Annotated in this window: 21 protein-coding genes and 1 tRNA gene; 11 read left to right on the forward strand and 11 right to left on the reverse strand. The window is 63.3% G+C overall.

Annotated elements, in window-relative coordinates; translation table 11 throughout:
- Positions 1-4: 4 nt before the first annotated feature.
- The gene (locus tag ASD64_RS13550; RefSeq protein ID WP_056105986.1) at positions 5-448 is read right to left on the reverse strand and encodes an SRPBCC family protein; all 444 of its coding nucleotides are present in this window, start codon (positions 446-448) and stop codon (positions 5-7) included.
- A gap of 278 nt (positions 449-726) precedes the next feature.
- Here ASD64_RS13550 and ASD64_RS13555 point away from each other — a divergent pair, with 278 nt between their 5' ends.
- Entirely contained in the window at positions 727-1,176 is a 450-nt protein-coding gene (locus ASD64_RS13555; RefSeq protein WP_056105784.1) for a GatB/YqeY domain-containing protein, read from the forward strand.
- A gap of 132 nt (positions 1,177-1,308) precedes the next feature.
- On the opposite strand, the gene ASD64_RS13560 is transcribed toward ASD64_RS13555, so the two are convergent.
- The gene (locus ASD64_RS13560) at positions 1,309-2,493 is read right to left on the reverse strand and encodes an MFS transporter (RefSeq protein ID WP_056105786.1); all 1,185 of its coding nucleotides are present in this window, start codon (positions 2,491-2,493) and stop codon (positions 1,309-1,311) included.
- 157 nt (positions 2,494-2,650) lie between these two features.
- Positions 2,651-4,315 (reverse strand): Na/Pi cotransporter family protein, encoded by a 1,665-nt coding sequence (locus tag ASD64_RS13565; RefSeq protein ID WP_056105787.1) that lies wholly within the window; start codon positions 4,313-4,315, stop codon positions 2,651-2,653.
- Between the two features lie 452 nt (positions 4,316-4,767).
- Here ASD64_RS13565 and ASD64_RS13570 point away from each other — a divergent pair, with 452 nt between their 5' ends.
- The 7 genes from ASD64_RS13570 to ASD64_RS13600 all read left to right on the forward strand — a co-directional run bounded on the left by ASD64_RS13570 (position 4,768) and on the right by ASD64_RS13600 (position 12,335).
- A complete protein-coding gene (locus tag ASD64_RS13570; protein ID WP_056105789.1) occupies positions 4,768-5,148 on the forward strand; it encodes an RcnB family protein in 381 nt (126 codons plus the stop codon).
- Between the two features lie 138 nt (positions 5,149-5,286).
- Entirely contained in the window at positions 5,287-7,239 is a 1,953-nt protein-coding gene (gene dnaG, locus ASD64_RS13575; protein ID WP_056105791.1) for a DNA primase, read from the forward strand.
- 312 nt (positions 7,240-7,551) lie between these two features.
- Positions 7,552-9,576, forward strand: coding sequence for an RNA polymerase sigma factor RpoD (gene rpoD / locus ASD64_RS13580; RefSeq protein ID WP_056105793.1), 2,025 nt, complete (start codon positions 7,552-7,554; stop codon positions 9,574-9,576).
- A 225-nt stretch (positions 9,577-9,801) separates the two neighbouring features.
- Positions 9,802-10,095: a GYD domain-containing protein gene (locus ASD64_RS13585; RefSeq protein WP_056105795.1), complete on the forward strand. Its 294-nt coding sequence runs from the start codon at positions 9,802-9,804 to the stop codon at positions 10,093-10,095.
- A gap of 228 nt (positions 10,096-10,323) precedes the next feature.
- Positions 10,324-10,947, forward strand: coding sequence for a glutathione S-transferase family protein (locus tag ASD64_RS13590; protein ID WP_056105797.1), 624 nt, complete (start codon positions 10,324-10,326; stop codon positions 10,945-10,947).
- Between the two features lie 68 nt (positions 10,948-11,015).
- The gene (locus ASD64_RS13595; protein ID WP_056105798.1) at positions 11,016-11,306 is read left to right on the forward strand and encodes an HlyU family transcriptional regulator; all 291 of its coding nucleotides are present in this window, start codon (positions 11,016-11,018) and stop codon (positions 11,304-11,306) included.
- Between the two features lie 162 nt (positions 11,307-11,468).
- The gene (locus tag ASD64_RS13600) at positions 11,469-12,335 is read left to right on the forward strand and encodes an SDR family oxidoreductase (RefSeq protein ID WP_056105800.1); all 867 of its coding nucleotides are present in this window, start codon (positions 11,469-11,471) and stop codon (positions 12,333-12,335) included.
- A 244-nt stretch (positions 12,336-12,579) separates the two neighbouring features.
- Here ASD64_RS13600 and ASD64_RS13605 read toward each other — a convergent pair whose 3' ends face one another.
- Positions 12,580-14,574 carry an OmpA family protein gene (locus ASD64_RS13605; RefSeq protein WP_056105802.1) on the reverse strand — a complete coding sequence of 665 codons (1,995 nt, stop codon included), beginning with the start codon at positions 14,572-14,574 and terminating at the stop codon, positions 12,580-12,582.
- 176 nt (positions 14,575-14,750) lie between these two features.
- On the opposite strand from ASD64_RS13605, the gene ASD64_RS13610 reads away from it, so the two are divergent.
- The gene (locus tag ASD64_RS13610) at positions 14,751-15,197 is read left to right on the forward strand and encodes a YcgN family cysteine cluster protein (RefSeq protein WP_056105804.1); all 447 of its coding nucleotides are present in this window, start codon (positions 14,751-14,753) and stop codon (positions 15,195-15,197) included.
- Between the two features lie 241 nt (positions 15,198-15,438).
- Positions 15,439-15,804, forward strand: a complete 366-nt coding sequence (locus ASD64_RS13615; RefSeq protein ID WP_056105806.1) for a hypothetical protein — start codon at positions 15,439-15,441, stop codon at positions 15,802-15,804.
- A gap of 91 nt (positions 15,805-15,895) precedes the next feature.
- Here ASD64_RS13615 and ASD64_RS13620 read toward each other — a convergent pair whose 3' ends face one another.
- Entirely contained in the window at positions 15,896-16,606 is a 711-nt protein-coding gene (locus ASD64_RS13620) for an SIMPL domain-containing protein (RefSeq protein ID WP_056105808.1), read from the reverse strand.
- 131 nt (positions 16,607-16,737) lie between these two features.
- Here ASD64_RS13620 and ASD64_RS13625 point away from each other — a divergent pair.
- Positions 16,738-16,813 (forward strand) — tRNA-Ile (locus ASD64_RS13625).
- A 126-nt stretch (positions 16,814-16,939) separates the two neighbouring features.
- Here ASD64_RS13625 and ASD64_RS13630 read toward each other — a convergent pair.
- The 6 genes from ASD64_RS13630 to ASD64_RS21030 all read right to left on the reverse strand — a co-directional run bounded on the left by ASD64_RS13630 (position 16,940) and on the right by ASD64_RS21030 (position 22,051).
- Positions 16,940-17,776 (reverse strand): DNA adenine methylase, encoded by an 837-nt coding sequence (locus tag ASD64_RS13630; protein WP_413813603.1) that lies wholly within the window; start codon positions 17,774-17,776, stop codon positions 16,940-16,942.
- 135 nt (positions 17,777-17,911) lie between these two features.
- Positions 17,912-19,036, reverse strand: coding sequence for a contractile injection system protein, VgrG/Pvc8 family (locus ASD64_RS13635; protein ID WP_056105810.1), 1,125 nt, complete (start codon positions 19,034-19,036; stop codon positions 17,912-17,914).
- A complete protein-coding gene (locus ASD64_RS13640; RefSeq protein ID WP_082549986.1) occupies positions 19,036-19,245 on the reverse strand; it encodes a tail protein X in 210 nt (69 codons plus the stop codon). Before ASD64_RS13640 ends, ASD64_RS13635 begins: the two co-directional genes overlap by 1 nt.
- Before the next feature lie 4 nt (positions 19,246-19,249).
- Positions 19,250-19,672, reverse strand: coding sequence for a phage tail protein (locus tag ASD64_RS13645; RefSeq protein WP_056105814.1), 423 nt, complete (start codon positions 19,670-19,672; stop codon positions 19,250-19,252).
- Positions 19,672-21,900: a phage tail tape measure protein gene (locus ASD64_RS13650; RefSeq protein ID WP_056105817.1), complete on the reverse strand. Its 2,229-nt coding sequence runs from the start codon at positions 21,898-21,900 to the stop codon at positions 19,672-19,674. The genes ASD64_RS13645 and ASD64_RS13650 overlap by 1 nt, the downstream gene beginning before the upstream one ends.
- Before the next feature lie 4 nt (positions 21,901-21,904).
- Positions 21,905-22,051, reverse strand: a complete 147-nt coding sequence (locus tag ASD64_RS21030; RefSeq protein WP_156460139.1) for a hypothetical protein — start codon at positions 22,049-22,051, stop codon at positions 21,905-21,907.
- Position 22,052: the final 1 nt, after the last annotated feature.

Below are 22,052 nucleotides of genomic sequence, written 5' to 3' on the forward strand. Positions count from 1 at the left end.
GGTTTTACTGGGTGATTTCAGGCTCGACCAGCCTGGCCAGATTCCGCAGCGATTCCTGCCAGCCGAGATAGCAGGCTTCGGCGGGGATGAGATCGGGTATGCCGGCTTGCTCGACGTTCAGCTCGGTGCCGCAGGACACTTTCTTCAGCTTCACCGTGACCTGCATTTCGCCGGGCAGGTTGGGGTCGTCGAACTTGTCGGTGTAGCGCAGGCGTTCGCCTGGGACGAGTTCGAGATACTCGCCGCCGAACGAATGGCTGTCGCCGGTGGTGAAGTTGCGGAAAGACATCCTGAACGTCCCGCCGGCTTTCGGCTCCAAATGGTGCACCGTGCAGGCAAAACCGTTCGGCGGAAGCCACTTGGCAAGTGCATCCGCCTCGATGAAGGCGCGATAGAGCTTTTCCGGCGTTGTTGCCAGAACGCGGTGCAGGTGGACGGTGCTGGGCATGTCGTTCATCCTTGTTGTTGTCAGGTGTCCGGGCTTCGATAGCGGTTTTTGTCGTGGCCGGTTCCGACCTTACGGGGCGAAGCGCCGCGCAAATCCCGGTTCCGAATCCAAGGACGGACGACGACCGCCCGATCCGACAATTGGTTGCAGTCTCATGTGCAAGATGATGCTCGCCCGATGGCGGCTTGATGCGCCACCCACTTGAGATTTCAGCCGGAATGCCATTTATCGATGCCAGGACTTAATTCGCATGCACTGCATATTGAAGGAAACTCGCCATGCGCGAAAGACTCGCCGAGGACGTGAAGGCGGCAATGAAGGGAGGCGACAAGGCGCGCCTTTCGACGCTGAGGCTGATGCAGGCGGCGATCAAGGATCGCGACATCGCCAACCGCGGCAGCGGCAAGGAGCCCGCCACCGACGATGAGATCGCCCAACTGCTCGCCAAGATGGTCAAGCAGCGCGAGGATTCGGCCAAGGCGTTCGATGACGGCAACCGGCCTGAACTGGCCGTCAAGGAGCGCGAGGAGATCGTGGTGATCCGCGACTTCATGCCCAAGCAGCTTGGTCAGGCGGAGACCGAAGCCGCCATCCGCGCGGCGATTGCCGAGACGGGTGCTGCGGGCGTCAAGGACATGGGCAAGGTGATGGCCGCGCTGCGCGACAAATTCGCCGGCCAGATGGATTTCGGCAAGGCGAGCGGGCTGGTCAAAGGGTTGCTGGGCTAATGTCGCCCAAAGCGGGAACCGGTTCGGGATCACGGCCTGCATAAAATCAAAGAGCCAAAGCGCTTGAAGCGTATCTGGAAGATCGCGATGCGCTCAGGTTTTCCAACGGCGAAATTCGGGTCGTTCGGCTTTCTATTCCGCAGGTACGGGAAGCGGCGGTGACTGGTTCCTGCTCCGCTCCAACAGGTATGAGACCAGCGCGACCGCGACAGCGACCAGCATGGCGGCGGTGCCGAGCAGGGGCAAGGCGCGATAGCCGTAGCCGGCGCTGAGTACGGCGGCACCCAGAGAAGCAGCAAGCGCAATGCCCACGTTGAAGCCTGAAGGGATCAACGAGGATGCAAGGCTGGGAGCGTCGGCGGTCCACGACAGGATGCGGGTCTGGATCGGGGTGCCGATGGCGAAGTTGAGGCCGCCCCATAGGGTGATCGCGGCCACCATCGGCAGCGGATAGGGGCTCACAGCATAGATGGCGGCAAGCATGAGCGCCTGCAGGGCCAGCATCGTGATCAATGACGGCATCAGCTTCCAGTCGGCAAGCCGCCCGCCGAGAAAGACGCCGATAGTGGCGCCGACGCCGTTGAGGAGCAGTACCCACGGAACCCAGGCTTGGCTGAGGCCGGTGACTTCACTTAGCATGGGTGCAATGTAGGTGAACGGTCCGAACTGGCCGATCATCAGCATCACCATGATGATCAGCGACGTCCATACCTGCTGGCGGCCAAGCGCGCGCACCTCGTGCGCCAGGCCGGCCGGCCGCTTCGCCGATCCCGTTGCCGCGGGCACGAGCGTGGCAATGGCCGCAATCGCCACCACGCCAAGGCCGCCCATGACCCAGAACGTCGCTCGCCAGCCCCATATGTTGCCGATTGCCGTTCCCACCGGAACGCCGATGACGTTGGACACGGTAAGGCCAGACAGGATGAGGGCCACGGCCATGCCGCGCTGTTCTTCCCGAACCAGACCGACGGCCACCACCATGGCGACACCGAAATAGGCGCCGTGCGCCACCGCGACGGTGACGCGCAGCCCCAGCATCGAGGCAAAGTCGGGGGCGAGCGCGCATGCCACCTGGCCGAGCGTGAAGGCGACGGTGAGGCCAAGCAGCAAGGTCTTGCGGGAAAGGCCGTGGGTGGCAAGGGTGAGCAGCGGGCCGCCGATGGCAATGCCCAGTGCGTAGCCGGAGACGAGATAGCCCGAGGCTGGGACCGATACGCCGAGGCCTTGGGCTACCTGCGGCAGGGCGCCGGCGATGACGAATTCGGTGGTTCCGAACGCAAAGGCCGCGATGAACAGGGCAATGAGCGGAAGGGGCATGAGGGGCTCCTTGCCAGAACGGATGATTTGGTGAACCCGGGCGGGAAACCGGTTCCCGCGTTTCCCGGAATTGCTCAAGGAACAGCCTCAAAGCATGGTTGACCCTGGCGGGCAATCCGAAAATTCTTCACGCACGATCAGATTTCTTGGGCGGAACTCAGCCGGCCTTCAGCCGCGAACCGGAAAGCAGACCCTGTTCCTCCAGCACCGGATAGGCCATGGAGGCGAGCAGCGAGTTGACCTGTTTCAGGTCGCGGATGGTGTCGAGGTGGATCGAACTGGTTTCGATCGAATTCGGCGTTCCGTCGCGCAGGCGCAGGAAGTGCTTCTGGCTGGTTTCCTTCTCGCGGTCGCGCAGGAGGTCCTTTTCGAGCACGAGCTGGCGCGCCGTTTCGGAATCGCGCGATACCAGCACGTTGAAGGCGAGGCGGGCGTTGGCGAGCACGGAGGCGTGGAAGGCGCACAGTTCCTGCCAGCCCTCCGGTGTGAATTCCAGGCCCTGGTCCAGCTTCTTTTGCACATGAACCAGCATGTTGCGCACGATGATGTCGCCTACCTGCTCCAGCTTGACGCAGGCGCCGATAAGTTCCTGGCAGCGCAACGCCTGGTCTTCGGTCAGCGGGTTCTTCGTCACCTTGGCGAGATAGATCTTGATGGCGGCATGGCGGCTGTCAACGCGGTCGTCGAGGGCGGCGAGCGCTTCGATCTTGTCGGCGTCGGCGCTTTCGTAAAGCTCGATGATGCGCTTCAGCATGATCTCGACCGTTTCGCACACGCGCACCACTTCACGCGTGGCGTTGGCCAGCGCCTGGTTGGGGCTCGACAGTGCCGATTCGTTCAGCGCCGAAAGCTCGGCGACCTGCAAGGCGTCGGCCGATTCCGGCTTGGCGCCGAGCGCCACGATCTTTTTTGAGGCGCGGTAGACGAGGCCGGCCAGCGGCAGGCCGGCGAGCAGGATGATGACGTTGAACAGAATATGGGCGTTGACGATCTGGTCCGATGCGGTCTGGCCGAGAAAGGCGACGTCAGGCCGGAAGTTCATGATCACGATCAACATGATGACCGAGCCGACACCGCGCATCAACAGATTGCCGACCGGCACGACGCGCACGCCGGGTTCGGCGTTGCGGGTGAGCATCGGCGCGATGACCGAGGAACCGAGGTTGACGCCCAGCACCAGCACGAGGCCGAGTTCCGGCGTGATCAGCCCGCGCCCGGCCAGCGTCGCCATCAACAGGACGGAGGCGATGGACGACTGGAACAGCCAGGTGATCAGCGCGGCGAGCAGATAGGCGGTGACCGAATCGCTGGAGAAGTAGTTGATGACGATCGGCATCAGTTCGCTTTCGCGAAGCGGCTCCGAAGCCTGGCCGATCATCTCCAGCGACAGGATGAGCAGGCCGATGCCGACGAGGATGCGGCCGATCTGGCGCCAGTCGCGCCGTTCCGTCGCCATGAACATGAAGGTGCCGGTGATGAGGCAGAGCGGCACCAGCAAGGTCAGGTCGTAGGTCAGGAGCTTGGCGACCAGCGCCGAGCCGATCTCGGCGCCGCGCACCGCCAGTTGCCCGGCAAGGCCGGAGACGATGCCGGCGCCGGCGAAGGAACCGACCAGCAAGGTAACGGCGGTCGAGCTTTGCAGGGCAATGGCAAGGCCGGTTCCGGCGAGGACCGCCATGATGGGATTGCGCATGGTGGCGCGCAGTTTGTGGCGCAGTACATCGCCATAGGCACGCTCGACGCCGGTCTTGACCAGCCGGGTGGCGAACAGCATCAGCGCGACGGCGCCGGCCAGATGGATGAGGACGACGGAGCCGCTCATGCCTGATCCTTGCTGGCTTGGCCCCTGCTGGCCTGACCCCTGTTGGCTTGGCCCCTGGTTGCTTGTTCCCTATTGGCGAGCGGCGCTGCCGGGGGCACGCGCACAGGCGTCGGGCGCCGCGGCGAAAGGGCCGCGAGCGTGGGGCAGGAAAGGACGCGAATCAGATGCATTGCAGGTGTCATGGCTCCGTTTACAATATTAGCCGGGTAATAAAATTTGTCCATCGTCCGCGCGTGTCTGCACGACCGACGTGGCCGTGTCGAGGCAGGGTCGCTTTCGTCGTGAGCCTGAGGCCGTTGAAACTGGCGGCTTGGTGTCGAAAGTTTCGGCGTGGGTTCAGCTTCGTAAGCTAAATATAGGATTCCATTACGGATTTGTAATGCTCCTGTTCAGTTTCGGTTCATGGAGCGACCTCTAGTTGTGGCGGTGTCTTCAACCAAGGAGTGCCTGCCATGAAACGCCTCGTCATTTCCGCCCTTGCTTTTTCCATGTTGGCCGCAACGGCGTTGCAAGGTCAGGCAGTGCCCATGAATCTGCCTGCCCAGCCGCAAGGCAACACCACGCAAGTCGACTGGAAGAAGCCAGTTCATCGGTATGACAATCGCAAGGTCGAAAAGCGGACCGTCATCAAGAAGCAGAAGGTGGCGAAGCGTCACCAGTGGAAGCGCGGCGAGCGCTACGGCGAATGGCGCCGCCACCCGCCGGTGCGCGACTATCACCGCTACGGCCTGCATCGCCCGGCCCGCGGCCAGCAATGGATCAGGGTCGGCAACGACTACATGCTGGTCGGAATTGCGTCGGGGATCATCGCCGGCCTGATCGCAGGACGGTAGCCGACCCGATCCGGACGGAAGGGGCGGCCCCAGGGTCGCCCTTTCCATTTTGGGCCTGTGAACAGCGGGTATGGGCAGGATCAGGAGTCGTCTTGGCCGGCGAGGGTGGCTATATGAAGGGAAACGAGCCAATGCCCGATGCGTTTTCCGCCCTCATTCCTCGACGAGATCCGTGACCGTGTGCCGATTTCATCGGTCATCGGCGCACGCGTGGCGTGGGATCGCAAGAAGACCAACGCGCCGCGCGGCGATTACTGGGCCTGCTGCCCCTTCCATGGCGAGAAGTCACCGTCATTCCACTGCGAGGACAAGAAGGGACGCTATCACTGCTTCGGCTGCGGTGTTTCCGGCGATCATTTCCGTTTTCTCACCGAACTCGACGGCCTGAGCTTTCCAGAGGCGGTCGAGCGCATTGCCGATCTGGCCGGCGTGCCGATGCCGGCGCGCGACGAGGTTGCCGAGGCGCGTGAAAAGCAGCGCGCCAGCCTGACCGACGTCATGGAAATGGCGACCAGCTTCTTTCAGGAACGGCTGCATGGCAGCGAGGGCGCGAAGGCCCGCGCCTATCTGCGCGACCGCGGCCTGACGCCGGCCACGCAGCAATCGTTCCGGCTCGGCTATGCGCCGGACAGCCGCAACGCGCTGAAGGAGCACCTTGCCGCCAATGGCGTCGGCAAGGAGGAGATCGAGGCCTGCGGGCTGGTGGTGTTCGGCGAGGATATTCCGCTCTCCTACGACCGCTTCCGCGACCGCATCATGTTTCCGATCCCGGATTCGAGGGGCAGGATCATCGCCTTTGGCGGGCGGGCGCTGTCGCCGGATGTTTCGGCCAAGTATCTGAATTCGCCGGAAACCGAACTCTTCCACAAGGGCAACGTGCTTTACAATTTCGCCCGCGCCCGCAAGGCGCTGGGCAAGGCCGGCCCAAATGGCGGCGGCTCGGTGGTTGCGGTCGAAGGCTACATGGACGTGATCGCACTGGCGCAAGCCGGATTCGAGAATGTCGTGGCGCCGCTCGGGACCGCGCTGACTGAAAACCAGTTCGAACTCTTGTGGCGCATGAGCGGCGAGCCGGTGCTGTGCTTCGACGGAGACGGCGCAGGGCTGAAGGCGGCATGGCGCGTGGCCGATATGGTGCTGCCGATGATCCAGCCCGGCCGAACGGCGCGCTTTGCGCTGCTGCCGGAAGGCAAGGACCCCGACGACCTGGTCAAGAGCGACGGGCCCGATGCATTCCGCGCCGTGCTTTCGGAAGCGCGGCCGCTGGCCGATCTGATCTGGATGCGCGAGACGGCCGGCGGGGTGTTTGAGACGCCCGAACGGCGGGCTGAACTGGAAAAGACGCTGCGAGAACTGACCAACCGCATCCAGGACGAGAGCGTGCGCTTTCATTACAACCAGGAAATGCGCGACAGGGTGCAGAGCTTCTTCGGCACGCAGCGCAATCGCCCGTCGCGGCCCGGCGAGCGTCGCGGGCAGGGCGGATATGGTGCGCAAGGCGGAGGCCAATGGTCGCGGGGCGGCGGCGGCGGGCGCAGCGCCATCAGCGAAAGCCTCGGACGATCTGCCCTGCTCAAGCGCGGCGGCGAAGTGATGTCGGTGCGCGAGGCGACGATCATGGTGGCGCTGGTCAACCACCCGGCCCTGATCGACGAGAATTTCGAGCATATTGAGTTTCTCGATCTCGCCAACAGCGACTTGAGGAAGCTTCATGCAGCCCTGCTCGATGCGCTGGCGCACGATCTTGCCAACGAGCGCGGCGCGGTCGTGGAGGCGATCGGTCGCTCTGGCTGCCACGAAATATGGGAGCGCGCGGTGACGCTGATCAGGCGCACACGGCAGTGGCCGGCGCTGGAAAGCGCGGCACTGGAGGATGCGCGCGACGCTTTCAACCAGGCGCTACACTTGCACCGCAGCGCGCGCACTCTACATAAGGAACTGAAACAGGCCGAAACTGCGCTGGCTACCGATCCCACTGATGAAAATTATCGGCGCCTGATCGAAATCCAGGCGCAATTCAGGGACGTGCAGGCAACTGAGGCGCTGATTGAAGGATTCGGCGTTTCGTCGGGTCGAGTTGGGCGTGTTTAGCCTCGGCGAAGCGTTTACAGGCATTTGATTCGCTTTTTTGGCGCGAATCATGCGACAGGCCTTGACCTTGCGAGAGATTGGCGGAATCAGGTCGATTCGAAAACTTTAGCCCAACGGCATCGACGAAAAAGCGCAGATGCAAGGGTACCGGTCACTGGACGGATGAAAAACCGACCTCAGATATCAGGGTTAATCCGGACTTAACGAGACATGCGGCAACTGTGAGGGTGGAGCGCATCGTTCGCTCATGACATTACCCGGTTCAAAAGCTTGCCCGGCTTACCAGTAAAGCCGCTTGGAGACATAAGAAGAATGGCGACAAAGGAAAAGGAAGAGGTCGAGACCGAGCGCGAGGGCACAACCGATGGCCCATTGCTCGACCTTTCCGACGATGCTGTCAAGAAGATGATCAAGGTCGCGAAGAAGCGCGGCTATGTGACCATGGACGAGTTGAACGCGGTGCTGCCTTCCGAGGAAGTGACCTCCGAGCAGATCGAAGACACCATGGCGATGCTTTCCGACATGGGCATCAACGTCGTGGAAGACGACGAGCAGGGCGAGGAACCGGAAGGCGAAAGCCATGGCGACGCCGAAGAGGACGCCAACGAACTGGCGGAACAAACCGGCACCGCCGTCGCGGCCGTTGCCAAGAAGGAACCAACCGACCGAACCGACGACCCGGTGCGCATGTATCTGCGCGAGATGGGCTCGGTGGAGCTTCTGTCGCGCGAAGGCGAAATCGCCATCGCCAAGCGCATCGAGGCCGGCCGCGAGACGATGATCGCGGGCTTGTGCGAAAGCCCCCTGACCTTCCAGGCCATCATCATCTGGCGCGACGAACTCAACGAAGCCAAGATCCTGCTGCGCGAGATCATCGACCTCGAAGCGACCTATGCCGGCCCCGAGGCCAAGCAGGCTCCGATCGTCGAGCGCGTGGAAGAGGAAGCCAAGCCCAAGACCGACGAGAAGCCGCGCCGCGGTTCGCGCGATGAAGAAGACGACATCACCAATGTCGGTGCCGACACGCGCGGTCTGGAAGAAGACGAGGAAGAAGACGACGAAGCGAATCTTTCGCTGGCGGCCATGGAGGCCGAGCTTCGCCCGCAGGTGATGGAGACGCTCGACGTCATTGCCGACACCTACAAGAAGCTGCGCAAGCTGCAGGACCAGCAGGTGGAAAACCGCCTTGCTGCCGCCGGCACGCTGTCACCCAGCCAGGACCGCCGCCTGAAGGAGCTGAAGGACCAGCTCATCAAGGCGGTGAAGTCGCTGTCGCTCAATCAAGCGCGTATTGAATCGCTGGTCGAGCAGCTCTACGACATCAACAAGCGGCTGGTGCAGAACGAGGGCAAGCTGCTGCGCCTGGCTGAAAGCTATGGCGTGCGCCGCGAGGAATTTCTGCGCGAATACCAGGGCTCGGAACTCGATCCCAACTGGACGCGCTCCATCGCCAACCTGACTTCGCGCGGCTGGAAGGAATTCACCAAGAACGAGAAGGATACGATCAGGGACCTGCGTTCCGAGATCCAGAACCTTGCCACCGAAACGGCGATCTCGATCCTGGAATTCCGCAAGATCGTCAATCAGGTGCAGAAGGGCGAGCGCGAGGCGGCGATCGCCAAGAAGGAAATGGTGGAGGCCAATCTGCGCCTCGTCATCTCCATCGCCAAGAAATACACCAACCGCGGTCTGCAGTTCCTCGACCTGATCCAGGAAGGCAATATCGGCCTGATGAAGGCGGTGGACAAGTTCGAGTATCGCCGCGGCTACAAGTTCTCGACATACGCTACATGGTGGATCCGGCAGGCGATCACCCGTTCGATCGCCGACCAGGCCCGCACCATCCGTATCCCGGTGCATATGATCGAAACGATCAACAAGATCGTGCGCACCTCGCGCCAGATGCTGCATGAGATCGGCCGCGAGCCGACGCCTGAGGAATTGGCGGAAAAGCTCGCCATGCCGCTCGAAAAAGTGCGCAAGGTGCTGAAGATCGCCAAGGAGCCGATCTCGCTCGAAACGCCGGTCGGCGACGAGGAAGATTCGCATCTCGGCGACTTCATCGAGGACAAGATGGCGATCCTGCCGATCGACGCGGCGATCCAGGCCAATCTGCGCGAGACGACAACGCGCGTTCTGGCCTCGCTGACGCCGCGCGAGGAGCGCGTGCTGCGCATGCGCTTCGGCATCGGCATGAACACCGACCATACGCTGGAAGAAGTCGGCCAGCAGTTTTCGGTGACGCGCGAGCGTATCCGCCAGATCGAGGCCAAGGCACTGCGCAAGCTCAAGCATCCAAGCCGCTCGCGCAAGCTCAGAAGCTTCCTCGACAGCTGATTGCCGCCAACGAAACGAATGAAAAGCCCGGCTTCTCGCCGGGCTTTTTGCATCTTGGGCGATCTGTGCGGCGATTGGTGCAGGGTCCACCAAAGGGATGCTCGACTGCATCGGGGGCTCTGGCGCCCTGGCCTGCCGAGGTTCATAATTGCGGCGGGGGGTGGAATAGCCGGCGCCGGGACGTGCGCTGCCCGCACGGTGCGCGGCACCGGAGGGAGGTGAACCATGACCACTTACATCCTGCTTCTCAACTGGACGGACCAAGGCATCAAGACGGTGCGTGAATCGCCCAAGCGGCTTGATGTCGCCAGGAAGGCTCTTGCCGACATGGGCGGCTCTTTCAAGGAATTCTACATGACCATGGGCGAGTACGACATGGTGGCGGTGTGCGAGGCGCCAGACGACGCTGTGGCTGCACGTTTTGCGCTGCAGATCGGCGCTGCCGGAAACATTCGTTCGCGCACGCTGAAGGCCTTTCCCGAAAACGCCTATCGCGCGGTGGTCGGCTCGCTCGGCTGAGGCAATGGGCGGCGCGGCGCGGTTTCGCGGCGCCGCCCTATTTGCCGAAGTTTCCGCCACGACAGGGCCTCGCCAGCCGGGCGCAAAGCATCGCGGTTCAACAACAATCGGAGTATTGGGCGATCCTCGCCGGAGAACCTCTGTCCGCACCGGACAGCGCTGCAGGCACATTGCAATTTGAACCTTCAAGCGCCAGCATGACGTGAAGCTTCAACTTGCAGGATCGTCATGCTCACCCTTTTTTATGCACCGCGCACATGTGCCCTCGCATCCCATATCGCGCTGGAGGAGGCCGGTGCCGACTACCGGCTGAAACGCCTCGATTTTTCCAAGACCGAACAGCAATCGGCCGAGTATCTGGCCTTGAACCCGAAAGGCCGGGTGCCGGCGCTGTCGAGCGAGCGCGGGGTCCTGACGGAAACGCCGGCGATACTTGCCTTCGTCGCCCAGACGCATCCGCAGGCAAGGCTGGCGCCGCTTGACGATGCCTTCGCCTTTGCCGAGATCCAGGCTTTCAACAGCTATCTGTGTTCGACAGTGCACGTTGCTCACGCACACAAGGTGCGCGGAAGCCGCTGGGCGGACGACGAGGCGGCACTCGAGGCGATGCGGCGCAAGGTGCCGCAATCGGTCGGTGCCTGCTTCGATCTCGTCGAGCGCCAGATGCTGCGCGGGCCATGGGTGATGGGCGACACCTATACGATCGCCGACCCCTATCTGTTTACCATCGCGCAATGGATCGAAGGCGATGGCGTCGACCCTGCGCGCCTGCCGCGTGTCATGGATCATCGCAAGCGCATGCTGGAACGGCCAGCCGTAGCGAAGGCGGTTGCGCATGAGACTGCCGGCTGACATTTGCCTTTGAGATTGTGGGCAGGTCGGGTCTATAGAGGGCACAGTCGAAGACGGGAGGCCGGTTGATGTCATTTTGGAAAAAGCTGTTTGGCGGCGGCGGGTCGGACGAAGCGTCCGCTGCGGCTGGGCCCGTCAAACAGGTCGAGCACAATGGCTACACGATTAGCGCCACGCCGTTCAAGGCGGAAGGTCAATACCAGACCTGTGGCGTCATCACCAAGGTGGTGGATGGCGAGACGAAGGAACATCGCTTCATTCGCGCCGATCGCTTTCCGGGTCTTGACGATGCGGTGGAGGTCACGATCCGCAAGGGCGTGCAACTGATCAACGAGCAGGGCGACCGCATCTTCGGGTAAGGCCAGCTTTTGTCCGCGCGATTCCGGGCGAAACGGACTTGTCCCGGTTCCTGCCTGCTCGGCGAAGGGCGACGCTGCGTAATCGCCTCAAAGGCCGCTGCGGCCTTGCGCGGCAACGGCTGAGCGGGCAAGGATCGGCCAGCACAGATTGGAGACCGAGACATGTCGCTCAAGGGAAAGACGCTGTTCATCTCCGGCGGATCGCGCGGCATCGGACTGGCGATTGCGCTGCGCGCGGCGCGCGACGGGGCGAATGTGACCATCGCTGCCAAGACGGCCGAGCCGCATCCGAAGCTGCCGGGCACCATCTATACGGCGGTCGAGGAGATCGAACAGGCCGGCGGCAAGGGGCTGCCGGTGCTGTGCGACATCCGCGAGGAAGAGCAGGTGGCTGAGGCTGTTGCCAAGACCGTGGAAAGGTTCGGCGGCATCGATATCTGCGTCAACAATGCCAGCGCCATCCAGCTTACCGGAACGCTGGAAACCGACATGAAGCGCTACGACCTGATGCACCAGATCAACGCCCGCGGCACGTTCCTCGTGTCGAAAACGTGCATTCCTCACCTGAAGTTGGCTCAAAACCCTCACATTTTGAATCTGGCGCCGCCGCTGGACATGAAGGCCAAGTGGTTCAAGAACCATGTCGCCTACACCATGGCCAAGTTCGGCATGTCGCTGTGCACGCTTGGCATGAGCGCCGAGTTCGCTTCAGCCGGCATCGCGGTCAACTCGTTGTGGCCGATCACGACCATCGACACGGCGGCGGTGCGCAACCTTCTCGGCGGGGCCACGGTAGCCGCGATGAGCCGCTCGCCGGAAATCATGGCGGATGCGGCGTACGCTATTTTCAACCGGCCTTCGCGCGAGGCTACGGGCAATTTCTACATCGACGAAGAGGTGCTGCGCGCCGAAGGCGTCAAGGATTTCTCGCATTATGCGCCGGGCGCCAAAGGGCCGCTGGCCGGCGATTTTTTTGTCCCCGACGAGGTGTTCGAACGCACCGACACCAAGGTAACCAGATTGTCCTGATCGCAATTGCGACGTTCATGAGCCGATGAGGGAACGCAGCCCGCCGGCTGCTCTTCGGTAGCCGTTGCTCCAAATCCTTGCTTGCACGCGATGCCGGCCCGAAAAACGTGAGACCCCGCCGGGAGGGGGTCGCGGCGGGGCCTCGTGTCCCGCTGGGAGCGGGACGGGGCAGGGAACCCCATAGAGAATCTGGGGTAGCTGCGCCGCGATTCAAGAGTTGGTGCGAATCGCGGCGCTTTTGGTGTCAGTTGGCGCTGGCGACCGGAGCCACCAGCGGGGTGATGCGCCGGATGGTCACGCGGCGGTTTTCCCGCTCGGGCTTTTGCGACTTGATCTTCAGGTACTGCTCGCCATAACCCTGTGTGGTCAGGTTTTCGGGCGGCACTCCGAAGGCGCCGGTCAGGGCTTCGGCCACCGATTCAGCGCGGCGGTCGGACAAAGCGAGATTGGCTTCGTTCGAGCCGACGGCATCGGTATGGCCTTCGATGAGGAAGGTTTCTCCCGGGTTCTTTTCCAGAAGCTTCTCCATTGCGTCGGCGACGCCTTGTAGTTTCTCGACTTCGGCGTCGCCGATGGAGGCGGAACCGAACTCGAAGTTCAGCGTGTCGAGATCGATGCGCCGGGCAATGTCGCGCACGCGGGCCGAGCGCTTGACCTCGTCGACCGAGTAGAGGCGTTGCACGCGTTCCACGGGCGGCTGTTCGAGGAACTCATAGTAGAGGTCTGGGTCTTCCACTATGCGCGATTCAAGGATGTAGTTCTCGCGCGGAATGGTGAGACGCATGGGCGGGAGGTCGTCGCCCGGATCGCGCCACTCCCTAACGTCGTCGTAATAGCGCTCGTCGACGTAGTTCAGCACATATTCGCGATTATCCGGCATGATGCGCGAACGGCGGATGATGTCGCCGTTCCGGTTGCGGATGGTGACGATCTGGGTTCCGTCCCGGCGCACCACCGTTTCGCGGGTGCGACCCCGCGGCAGGTCTTCATAATAGACGTCGCGCGCATCTCGCCGCATCCGCGGCCGATCATCGCTTTCAACATAGGTCTGGTTGTTGAACTGGATGATGACACGGTCGCCGATTTCACGCAGCACATCGACGCCTTGCGGGCGTTCCTGCTGCCGGATGTCGGGCGCCCGTTCACGGCGCGTACCTTTTTCCTGCGCCACCGGAACGATCGTTTCAGGCGTGATCGCCTGCTGGGCCGCCCGGTCGTCCGCTGGCGGCGGGCCGGGATCGACCGGAGCAGGTTGCGGAGCCGCAGCCTGACCGCCATCTGCCGGCGCTGCCTGGCCGCCCTCGGCAGGAGCGGCCTGTCCGCCTCCGGCGGCACCGCCATCCTGGGCGGGAGCCGGCGCTTCCTTCTGGCTATCCAGTATAGGTGCGGCATTGGGATCAACTGGCGCTGCTTCGCCCTGTGCAGGCTGTTCACCAGTCGCCGGTTGTTCACCGGTGGCCGGCTGCTGCTCGGCAGGCGCCGGCTCACCTTGCGGGGCGGGGGCGGGTTGCTCTGCCGGCGAGGCCGGCTGCTCGGATGGAGCCGGTTCCGGTGTTGGTGCCGCCCCGGACTCCGGGGGCGGCGCGGATTGTTCGGGTTCGGCTGCGGGCTGTTCAGGCTGCGGAGCCGCTTCGGGCTCTGCGGCTGGCGCCTGCTGCTGCTGTCCCGGTTCTGCCTCGGGAGCCGTCTGCTCGGGGGCAGGCGCTTCTTGTGCCGGTTGCTCCGCCTGAGGGGCCTGCTCTTGAGCAGGTTGTTCCGGCTCAGGAACCGGTGCTGGTTCGGGTGCGGGAGCCGGCTGTTCCGGTTCAGGCTGTGGTGCCGCTTCAGGTTCCGGCGCAGGTTCAGGTTGTGGAGCGGGTTCAGGCTCTGCCGCTGGCGCCTGCTGCTGCTCGGGCTCAACCGCGGGCGGCGGCTCCGGCGCTGCCTGCTCGGCCTGAGGTTCTGACGCTGGCTCGGCCTGGGGCTCGGGCGCTGGTTCGGGTTGCGGCTCAGGTGCAGGCTCGGCCGGCGCCGCCTCGGGTTCAGGTGCCGGCTGTTCCGCTGGAGCTTGTTGCTGACGCGCGGCGCAGGCTTCGGCGGATTCGCCCTCGGCGCATTCGGCTTGCGCAAGCATGAGAGGTCCATTCGAAGCGCGCGGCGAAAGGCTGGTGCCGTCCAAAAGCGGGAAGGCGGCCAATGGCGTCGATGCCATGAGCAGGCCGAGTGCGGTGCCGGCCAGAATCCTGGGTTGGCGTTTCATGCGTTCACTCTCCTTGTAAAGTCCCGTTACTGCCGAAACTTGCCGTCCCGCATTTGGTTCCGACAATAGGGGCGATAGACCAGATGCAAGGCGAATGGCCGTCTAAACAATGGCGAGATCGTGTCTTTTTCTACCCTCGCTTGACCTTGCCCCCCGCGCAAGCCACATGCAGCTTCATGAAAGAACCGTTCTGGAAGACCAAAACGCTGGAGGAGATGAGCCCGCACGAGTGGGAATCGCTGTGCGATGGCTGCGGCAAGTGCTGCCTGTCCAAGCTGGAGGACGATGATACGGGCGAAATCCACTGGACAAGTGTTGCCTGCCGGCTGTTCGATGCTGGCACCTGCCGCTGTTCGGACTACGCCAACCGGCTGGCCAAGGTGCCGGACTGCGTCGGCCTGACCCCGCAAAACGTCCGCACCATAAGCTGGCTGCCCAGCACCTGCGCCTATCGGCTGGTTGCCGAGGGGCACGATCTTTACTGGTGGCACAGGCTGGTTTCGGGCAGCCCCGAGACGGTGCACGAGGCCGGCATTTCGATTCGCGGGCGGGTGCGGGCCAGCGAGAGCGACCTTGCCGAACCGGAAGACTATTTCGACTACGTGCTCGACGAGGAACCTTGAGCGTGGGCTCGGCCGTTCCTTCCTCGCTTGTCAGAAATATTTTATAAATCAATTGGTTGTGGTGAAACCGCGCCCTGTCTTGCGTCGTCGGTCAAGTGGCTTTCCGGCGGTGGACGGCAAATGAACCGAACATGAATGCGCGGTTCCCGATCGGTTCAGCATCGGAATTCTAATGTTGCGGCATGGATTGGCGAGCGACTGAGACAAGCCAAGCCAAACGAACCGCAGCAGGAGAACGACAATGCTCAAGATGATCAAGACCGCAGTGCTTTCCGCCCTTATCGGCCTCGGTGGCCTTGCCGCCATTCCCGCCACGGCTCAGGCGGACGGCATCTATCTCAACTTCAACGGCGGCGGTTCCGGCCTCGGCGTTCATGTCGGCGATCGTTATGGCCGTCACGATTGGCGCCCGGATCGTCACGATTGGCGCAGGGACCGCGGCTGCTCGGCACGGACTGCGCTGAACAAGGCCGAGCGCATGGGCCTGCGCCGCGCGCGCGTCGTCGATACAAGCCGCCGCACAGTGAAAGTGGCGGGCCGCAAGTTCAATCATCGTCAGGTGGTGGTGTTCGCCAACCGCGCCGGTTGCCCGATCGCCTATCGCTGAGACGCGCGGCGATAGCCGGGACGGCCGGTCCATTCATTGAAAAAGCCTCGCACGCGCATGCTTGCGGGGCTTTTCTCGCTCAAGATGATGGTCACTTGATCTCGAAGGTGACGTTGACCTGGACCCTGTAGGAATTTTCCCCAGCCTGGACGGGGACGGACGCCCTGGCGGCGTCGAAGGACTTGGCGCTCATCGGCATGGGCTGGGGGGCGTAGCTCTGCTCGCTGATCTCCACCACCTTGCCAACCGACACGCCGGCGGCTTCCGCCAGCGTTTTGGCCTTGGCGACGGCATCGGCAACCGCCTTCTTGCGCGCCTTAGTGATCACCGTTGCCGGATCGGCATTGGTGAAGGAAATACCGCCGCCCTCGTTGACGCCGAGTGTCACCGCCTTGTCGAGAATATCGCCGGTCTTGTCGATGTCGCGCACCCGTACCGACAGCGTGTTGGTGACCTGGTAGGCCACCAGTTCGGCCTGTTGGCTGCCGTCCGGCTTGTTGGTGTAATTGTAGCGCGGGCTAATCTGGATGCCGGCCGTTTGCAGATCGCGCTCTTCGATGCCTGCCGCCTTCATCGCCGCAATGACCGCGGCCATTGCATCGTTGTTGGCATCAAGGGCAACGCGAGCGGTCTTGGCCTCACGCATGACCGACAGGGTCAGCATGGCGAGGTCGGGCACAGCGGTTGCCTCGCCCTCGCCGCTGACGATGATGCGGGGTGGTGTTGGAACGTCGGCCGCCTGCGCTATCGCCGGCAGGGCAAACGCCGCCGCCAAGGCTAGTGGGAAATAAAATCTCGTCATCAAATGCTCCAATGAAGTGCGTCCCTGTCGGCGGGACATATTGCGTGAATATGGACTGATTTTGGCGGCCGGCGCCAGAGTGCCGTCAAAGCCTTGTGTGGGCGCGAGAAAAACACTAAGCAGCCTGCGTGGGGCCTGTAGCTCAATGGTTAGAGCCGGCGGCTCATAACCGCTTGGTTGGGGGTTCGAGTCCCTCCGGGCCCACCATTACCAATAAAAACATGAGCAGCCAAATTAATCTTGACGCGCGCTGTAGCGGCGCGCGCGATCTGGCAGTTTTTGCAGCGGTTCTGTCAGCAACGCGCTTTTCCTTCTTCATCCCTCGAATCACTTTCAAAGCCTCTTCGAAGCCCGGTTGAGGCGTGAGCCTGCCGAACTGATGATCAGCTCCTTCGCCGCCGTGGGTGGCCCGCTGATCGTATAGGTCAGTTCCACCTCCTCCATCGCGAACCGGCCGAACAGTTTCCGGATCGGCTCCACATTGTTGATCGACAGGATGAAGCTGCCCTTCAGCCGGCCGAGGCGGTCGGCCATGGCGGCGAACTGGTCCCGTCCGAACAGCTCTTTCCCATAGTCGCCCTCGCTGCCCCAGTACGGCGGATCGAGGTAGAACAGCGTCTCCGGTCGGTCGTAGCGATCGATGAAGGCCAGCCAGTCCAGGTTCTCGATGGTCACGCCGGCAAGGCGATCATGGATGTCGTCGAGCAACGGAGCGAGACGGGTGAGGTTGAAGCCGGCCGCCGAGCGAGGATCGACCCCGAAGTTGCGCCCGGCGACCTTGCCGCCGAAGGCCAACTTCTGGAGGTACAGGAAGCGGCCGGCACGCTCCAGATCGGTCAGCGTGGCCGGGTCGGACGCCTTCAGGCGCTCAAACTCACGGCGGCCGGATATCTGGAAGCGCAGCGTGTCCATGAATTGCGGGTAGTGGCGCTGCAAGATGCGGAAGAAGTTGGCGACATCGCCGCTGCGGTCGTTGATGACCTCGGCCGAGGGCTTCGACTGCCGCCGAAAGAATACCCCGCCCATGCCCACGAAAGCCTCGCAATAGGTGCGGTGAGGCATGGCCGCTATTCGCTCGCACAAGGTCGCCGCCAGCTTGCGCTTGCCGCCGATATAACCCGCTGCCGGCGAGATTGGCTGGACAGGGGAGAGTTCGTTCATCTTCATCATTTGTTTTCCGATAATCGGTAGCACGGCAACGCCCGAAAGGGCGGATGCGACGGTTATCGTTAGGTGCTGTCGGGCGGGTTTGGATTGGCGTCTGTCCCGCCGCCACGAATTGACGTGGCCGTCCCTACTGCGGCTTCAGGAGCCGCCTTTCGGCACCTCCCACGGCGGCGGCTCGGCATCGAGGTCGGGCGCGGCCGAGCTGCCATTCTTGCCCTTCTTCTTGCCGGATTTGCCGGCGCTGCTGTCGCCGCGCTTCGCCTCGATCGACGTTGTGTAGGCACTGGTACCGGAGAACTTGTGCTGGACGGTCTCGATCGACCAGGAGCCGTCCGCATCCTTGTCGCAGCCGTCCAGCTGCAGCTCGGCATCGGCCTGTGCGTCCGGACGGCCCCATAGCTGTAGCGACAAGGTTTCCTCCTCGCGCTCAAGGCCTTCCTTGCGGCCCTTTACCGCCTCGCGGGCCTCGTCCTCGTCCTGGAACGGTTCGGTAATCTCGGCGGCTAGATCGCCGTCGCCTTCCTCCACCTTCTTGCGCACGGCCTCGTCCTGGTCGTGCCAATAGGCGCGGACCTTGCCGTAGGCAGCTCGCGCGGTGCCGCGAAATACGCATTCGTCGGCCAGATCGTCGGGGCCGACCGTGACCAGTGGCAAGGCTGCGCCACCCATGGTCATGGCATCGCCCTTGCGCGAAAACACCAGCCGGCCGTCCTTTGCCGAGGCGACGGCGTTGAAGCGCTGGCCGAGCCACGACAGCAGGTTTGCGTCGCTCTCGCCGAGCTGCGCGCGATACGGCACCTTAATCCCGGCAACCTTGGCGCTGATGGCCGGCTGCAGCCCGTTGTCGGCGGCGATCTGCTCGATGATCTCGCCGACTGTCTTGCCGTCGAAGGCGCGGTTCTTGCGCTCCTTCATCGTGTCGCCGATCTTGGCCGCTCGCGCGACGATCGTCATGGTGCGCCGCTGGAAGGTCTTTTCGGCGTCCTCGACCTCGTAGGTACCGAAACGGATTGCGCCGCCTGTTTCCTTGAAGCCGCCGCCGAACACCACCACGGCCTTCTTGCGGGGCCGAGCGATGATGTCGCCGGCATTGTCCAGGATGATGGTCAGGCCATCGCTCTCGAAGCCGGCACCGTCGTCCACGGTCGCCTCGATCAGGCGCGGCTGCAGCAGATCGGTGATGTTGCGGCCGTCGACCGAACAGAACACGACAGGCGTGTAGCCGGTGCGGCCGCGCCGCAGGATGGCGGGGTCAATCGCCATCAATCGAACAGCCGCAACATGGCCTGCGGTTCCTTCACAGTGGCAAGTTCGGGAAGCACGATGACGAGGCCGGCCGGCATCATGGGCGGGTGACGGCTCACCCAGGCGTTGGCCATCAGCAAAGCAACGAGCGCCTCGGGCTGGCCGGGGTATTCCTGGGCAGCGATCTCATCGAGCATTTCGCCTTGTTTGGTGGTTCGCGTCCTCATGGCCTCACCGGAAGTAGCCCAGGACGCCGGTGCCGGGACCGTCGGAGCCGAAGCGAAGCAGGGACAGGATGACGCCGGCACGGCGTGGCCGGCCGGCGCGGTCCATGTATGTGTGTTCCTCCTCGACCGAGACGATCGAATACCAGCCGATCATGCGGAAATCGCCACGGACAAGCGGGAGCGGCTGCCCGGCATTGGCAACGGCTCGGATGGTCTCGACGGTCGCATCGTCATGGCCTTTGAGCCGGCCGGGAAACAAGGTCGCTTCCAGCGTCAGTTCGCCGGTGCCTCGGCCGAGGAACTGAAGGGCGGCTTCGCCTGAAAGGCGCGGCGTTTCCTCCCAGCGCCATGTGTCGGCACGGGTCAGCACATGAGGCGCGAGCGAACGCAGTTCGAACGTGAAGGTGCCGAGCTGGAAAAGACCCATCAGCCATACCCCACGTCGCCAAGCACGCCGTCCAGCTTGCGGCGGATGGCGTCGCCCGCATAGTCGACCGCCGCCTGCGGATCGGAAACGCCGATGATCGACACGCCGCCGAGGTTGACCATGATGGACCCCTTGCCTCCGGCGCTGGACTGGCCAGCCGCTGCCGCACTACCGCTTTGCTTCAAGATGCCGGCCGCGACCCGGCTGGCTGCGCGGGCCGGGCTGTCATGGGTCATGCCACCCGCCAGCTGCGCCGAAATCTTGCGGCCCATGTCGGGCAGTTTGCGCAGCGGCCCGACCTTGGCCGGTGATTGAGGGAAGTGCCCGGCGACGCTGCCGGCTACCGAATTGGCGGCGGCAGCGGCCTGCGGCGCGGACGCCTTCAAGCCGGCCGCGAACTGGTTGCCGGCCTTCAACCCGGCCGCATAGGTATCCATGCTGGAAAGGATGTTTTCGATGGCGCCAGCGGTGTTCTTGGCCGCCGCCTCCGCCCTGCGGCCGCTGTCCTGCATCGCCTTGTCGATACCAGCGCCACCACCAGCCGGCGCGGTGAAGTCCCGGCCGGCCGGGATTACCGAGTTGATGCGCGACTGGAGTTCGGCGGCGTCCTTCGCTGCAGCTGCTTGCCGCGCATTCTGGACGAAGGCCTTTTTGTCCGCGTCGTAAAATTCCGCATCGTGAAGGTCTTTGGTGAGATCGGACGGCTCAAGCCCGAACGTCTTTTCCGCCCAAAAGCGAACCGCTTTCTGGTGACGCTGACCGGATGCATAGCCATCCTTGCGGGTCTGGGAGGCGTCCTTCAGCTTTTCTTCGGCGACCTCGTCTAAACCCTCCATCCCCTCGGAAGCGGCGTTCATCGCCGCTGTCACCGCTGGCAACACGACTTCGGCAAGGCCCTTCGCCTTGGTGCTCACATTGGAGGCGAACCGGTCCCACGCCGCCGAGGCGTTGTCCGTCGCCGTCGCGTAGTCGTTCATCACCGTGCCGCTGGAGTTGTCCATGTCCCGGATCAGCTGCAGCACGAAGGGCATGTCGCGCAGCACGGCGGTGATGGCGGCAGCTGCTTGCCGATCCGGAACCAACTCGGCAATCTTGAACGGGTCGCCCTTTGTCGCCTTGGCTATTTTCTGCAGGATGGCAAAGGCGGGGCTTAGCCCCTTTTTGTTCGCCTCCGTCATCGTCTTCTTGACGTTGATGCCCATCTTCGCAGCATTCTCGACGAAGTCGGTAGACGTGAACTTGTCGAGCATGTTTTCGAAGTTGGTGGCGGCTTCGTCGGAGGTGCCGACCGTCTTGCGGATCGCCTGCGCCATGGCGACGGTGTTGCGCACACCGGTCTCGCCCATCTCGCCGAGCTTCGACATCTTAGCGAGCAGCGAGGGCAGGCTCTTCGCCATATCCTGGACTTCGAACTGGCCGGCCTTGCCGCCAAGTGCGATCGCGTCATAGGCCGTCATCATCTTGTCGGCCGTGATGCCCATGTTGTTGCGTAGTGCAACCGTCGAACGCGCCGCGTCTTCGGTGGCGGCCTGTGTCGCTTTGGCGAAAACGACGACGCTGTCCGTCATGGCGGCGGCGTCCGTGTCCGACAGGCCGCCAGCCATCAAACCGCCGAACACGCCAAAGGCACCTTGCGAGCCGACGCCGCGCCTGGTTGCCGTCATGTCCAGCGTCTTGCTGTGGATTTTCATCTGGGCGTCGGAGATATCGCCCAGGACGCGCAACTGATCGCGTTCCCATTCGTCGCTCGCCGCACCCTTGACGGTTTGGGCGGCGATCATGCCCGCACCCGCGCCGACGCCGAGACCCATGCCACCGAGGAAGGACAGGCCCACGGCACCCGCCTTCATGCCGGCGCGCGACATCATGGCACCCGCGCCCATACCCGCCGCGGCATGAGTGCCAAAGCCTCTTTCGGCCCGTAGCAATCCACGCCGCTGTGCCTGCTCAAGCCGGCGCTGCTGACGCTCCAGCGCCAGCGTCTCGACCTTCTGCCGGCGCATGGCCTCGGTGGAGCGGTGGATAGATCGTGCGTGCCTGTCTTCGGCCCGCGCTGCGCGTTCGGCGCTGCGGGCGGATCGGTCGCCGCCCCAGTCTATTCCCTTGCGGGCGGTGGCGGCTTTTTTCCCGCTCCTGGCAAGCTTGTCGAGCGATTTCGCCGCCTTGTCGGCCTTCTCGAAACCCTTCTCGATCAGCTCCAGCGTGACGCTGGCTTTCATGTCGGCCATGGTTTCAAGACCTCCTCAAAGCCGCCTCGACGATGGATTGCCGTTGTTTCAAACGCGCCCTGGCGGTCACCCACCAGAACGCCAGCTCGGACAAGGGGAGCGCCATCAGGTCGCGCCGGCTGAACGAATAGGCCGACGCGATCTCTTCCATG

This window comes from Mesorhizobium sp. Root157, assembly GCF_001427385.1.
Lineage (GTDB): Bacteria > Pseudomonadota > Alphaproteobacteria > Rhizobiales > Rhizobiaceae > Mesorhizobium.

What these genes read in the sequence shown, in the direction of transcription:
- ASD64_RS13550 (WP_056105986.1), bottom strand. Translation starts at nt 448, where the DNA reads ATGCCCAGCACCGTCCACCTGCACCGCGTTCTGGCAACAACGCCGGAA.
- ASD64_RS13555 (WP_056105784.1), top strand. Translation starts at nt 727, where the DNA reads ATGCGCGAAAGACTCGCCGAGGACGTGAAGGCGGCAATGAAGGGAGGC.
- ASD64_RS13560 (WP_056105786.1), bottom strand. Translation starts at nt 2,493, where the DNA reads ATGCCCCTTCCGCTCATTGCCCTGTTCATCGCGGCCTTTGCGTTCGGA.
- ASD64_RS13565 (WP_056105787.1), bottom strand. Translation starts at nt 4,315, where the DNA reads ATGAGCGGCTCCGTCGTCCTCATCCATCTGGCCGGCGCCGTCGCGCTG.
- ASD64_RS13570 (WP_056105789.1), top strand. Translation starts at nt 4,768, where the DNA reads ATGAAACGCCTCGTCATTTCCGCCCTTGCTTTTTCCATGTTGGCCGCA.
- dnaG (WP_056105791.1), top strand. Translation starts at nt 5,287, where the DNA reads ATGCGTTTTCCGCCCTCATTCCTCGACGAGATCCGTGACCGTGTGCCG.
- rpoD (WP_056105793.1), top strand. Translation starts at nt 7,552, where the DNA reads ATGGCGACAAAGGAAAAGGAAGAGGTCGAGACCGAGCGCGAGGGCACA.
- ASD64_RS13585 (WP_056105795.1), top strand. Translation starts at nt 9,802, where the DNA reads ATGACCACTTACATCCTGCTTCTCAACTGGACGGACCAAGGCATCAAG.
- ASD64_RS13590 (WP_056105797.1), top strand. Translation starts at nt 10,324, where the DNA reads ATGCTCACCCTTTTTTATGCACCGCGCACATGTGCCCTCGCATCCCAT.
- ASD64_RS13595 (WP_056105798.1), top strand. Translation starts at nt 11,016, where the DNA reads ATGTCATTTTGGAAAAAGCTGTTTGGCGGCGGCGGGTCGGACGAAGCG.
- ASD64_RS13600 (WP_056105800.1), top strand. Translation starts at nt 11,469, where the DNA reads ATGTCGCTCAAGGGAAAGACGCTGTTCATCTCCGGCGGATCGCGCGGC.
- ASD64_RS13605 (WP_056105802.1), bottom strand. Translation starts at nt 14,574, where the DNA reads ATGAAACGCCAACCCAGGATTCTGGCCGGCACCGCACTCGGCCTGCTC.
- ASD64_RS13610 (WP_056105804.1), top strand. Translation starts at nt 14,751, where the DNA reads ATGAAAGAACCGTTCTGGAAGACCAAAACGCTGGAGGAGATGAGCCCG.
- ASD64_RS13615 (WP_056105806.1), top strand. Translation starts at nt 15,439, where the DNA reads ATGCTCAAGATGATCAAGACCGCAGTGCTTTCCGCCCTTATCGGCCTC.
- ASD64_RS13620 (WP_056105808.1), bottom strand. Translation starts at nt 16,606, where the DNA reads ATGACGAGATTTTATTTCCCACTAGCCTTGGCGGCGGCGTTTGCCCTG.
- ASD64_RS13630 (WP_413813603.1), bottom strand. Translation starts at nt 17,776, where the DNA reads ATGATGAAGATGAACGAACTCTCCCCTGTCCAGCCAATCTCGCCGGCA.
- ASD64_RS13635 (WP_056105810.1), bottom strand. Translation starts at nt 19,036, where the DNA reads ATGGCGATTGACCCCGCCATCCTGCGGCGCGGCCGCACCGGCTACACG.
- ASD64_RS13640 (WP_082549986.1), bottom strand. Translation starts at nt 19,245, where the DNA reads ATGAGGACGCGAACCACCAAACAAGGCGAAATGCTCGATGAGATCGCT.
- ASD64_RS13645 (WP_056105814.1), bottom strand. Translation starts at nt 19,672, where the DNA reads ATGGGTCTTTTCCAGCTCGGCACCTTCACGTTCGAACTGCGTTCGCTC.
- ASD64_RS13650 (WP_056105817.1), bottom strand. Translation starts at nt 21,900, where the DNA reads ATGGCCGACATGAAAGCCAGCGTCACGCTGGAGCTGATCGAGAAGGGT.
- ASD64_RS21030 (WP_156460139.1), bottom strand. Translation starts at nt 22,051, where the DNA reads ATGGAAGAGATCGCGTCGGCCTATTCGTTCAGCCGGCGCGACCTGATG.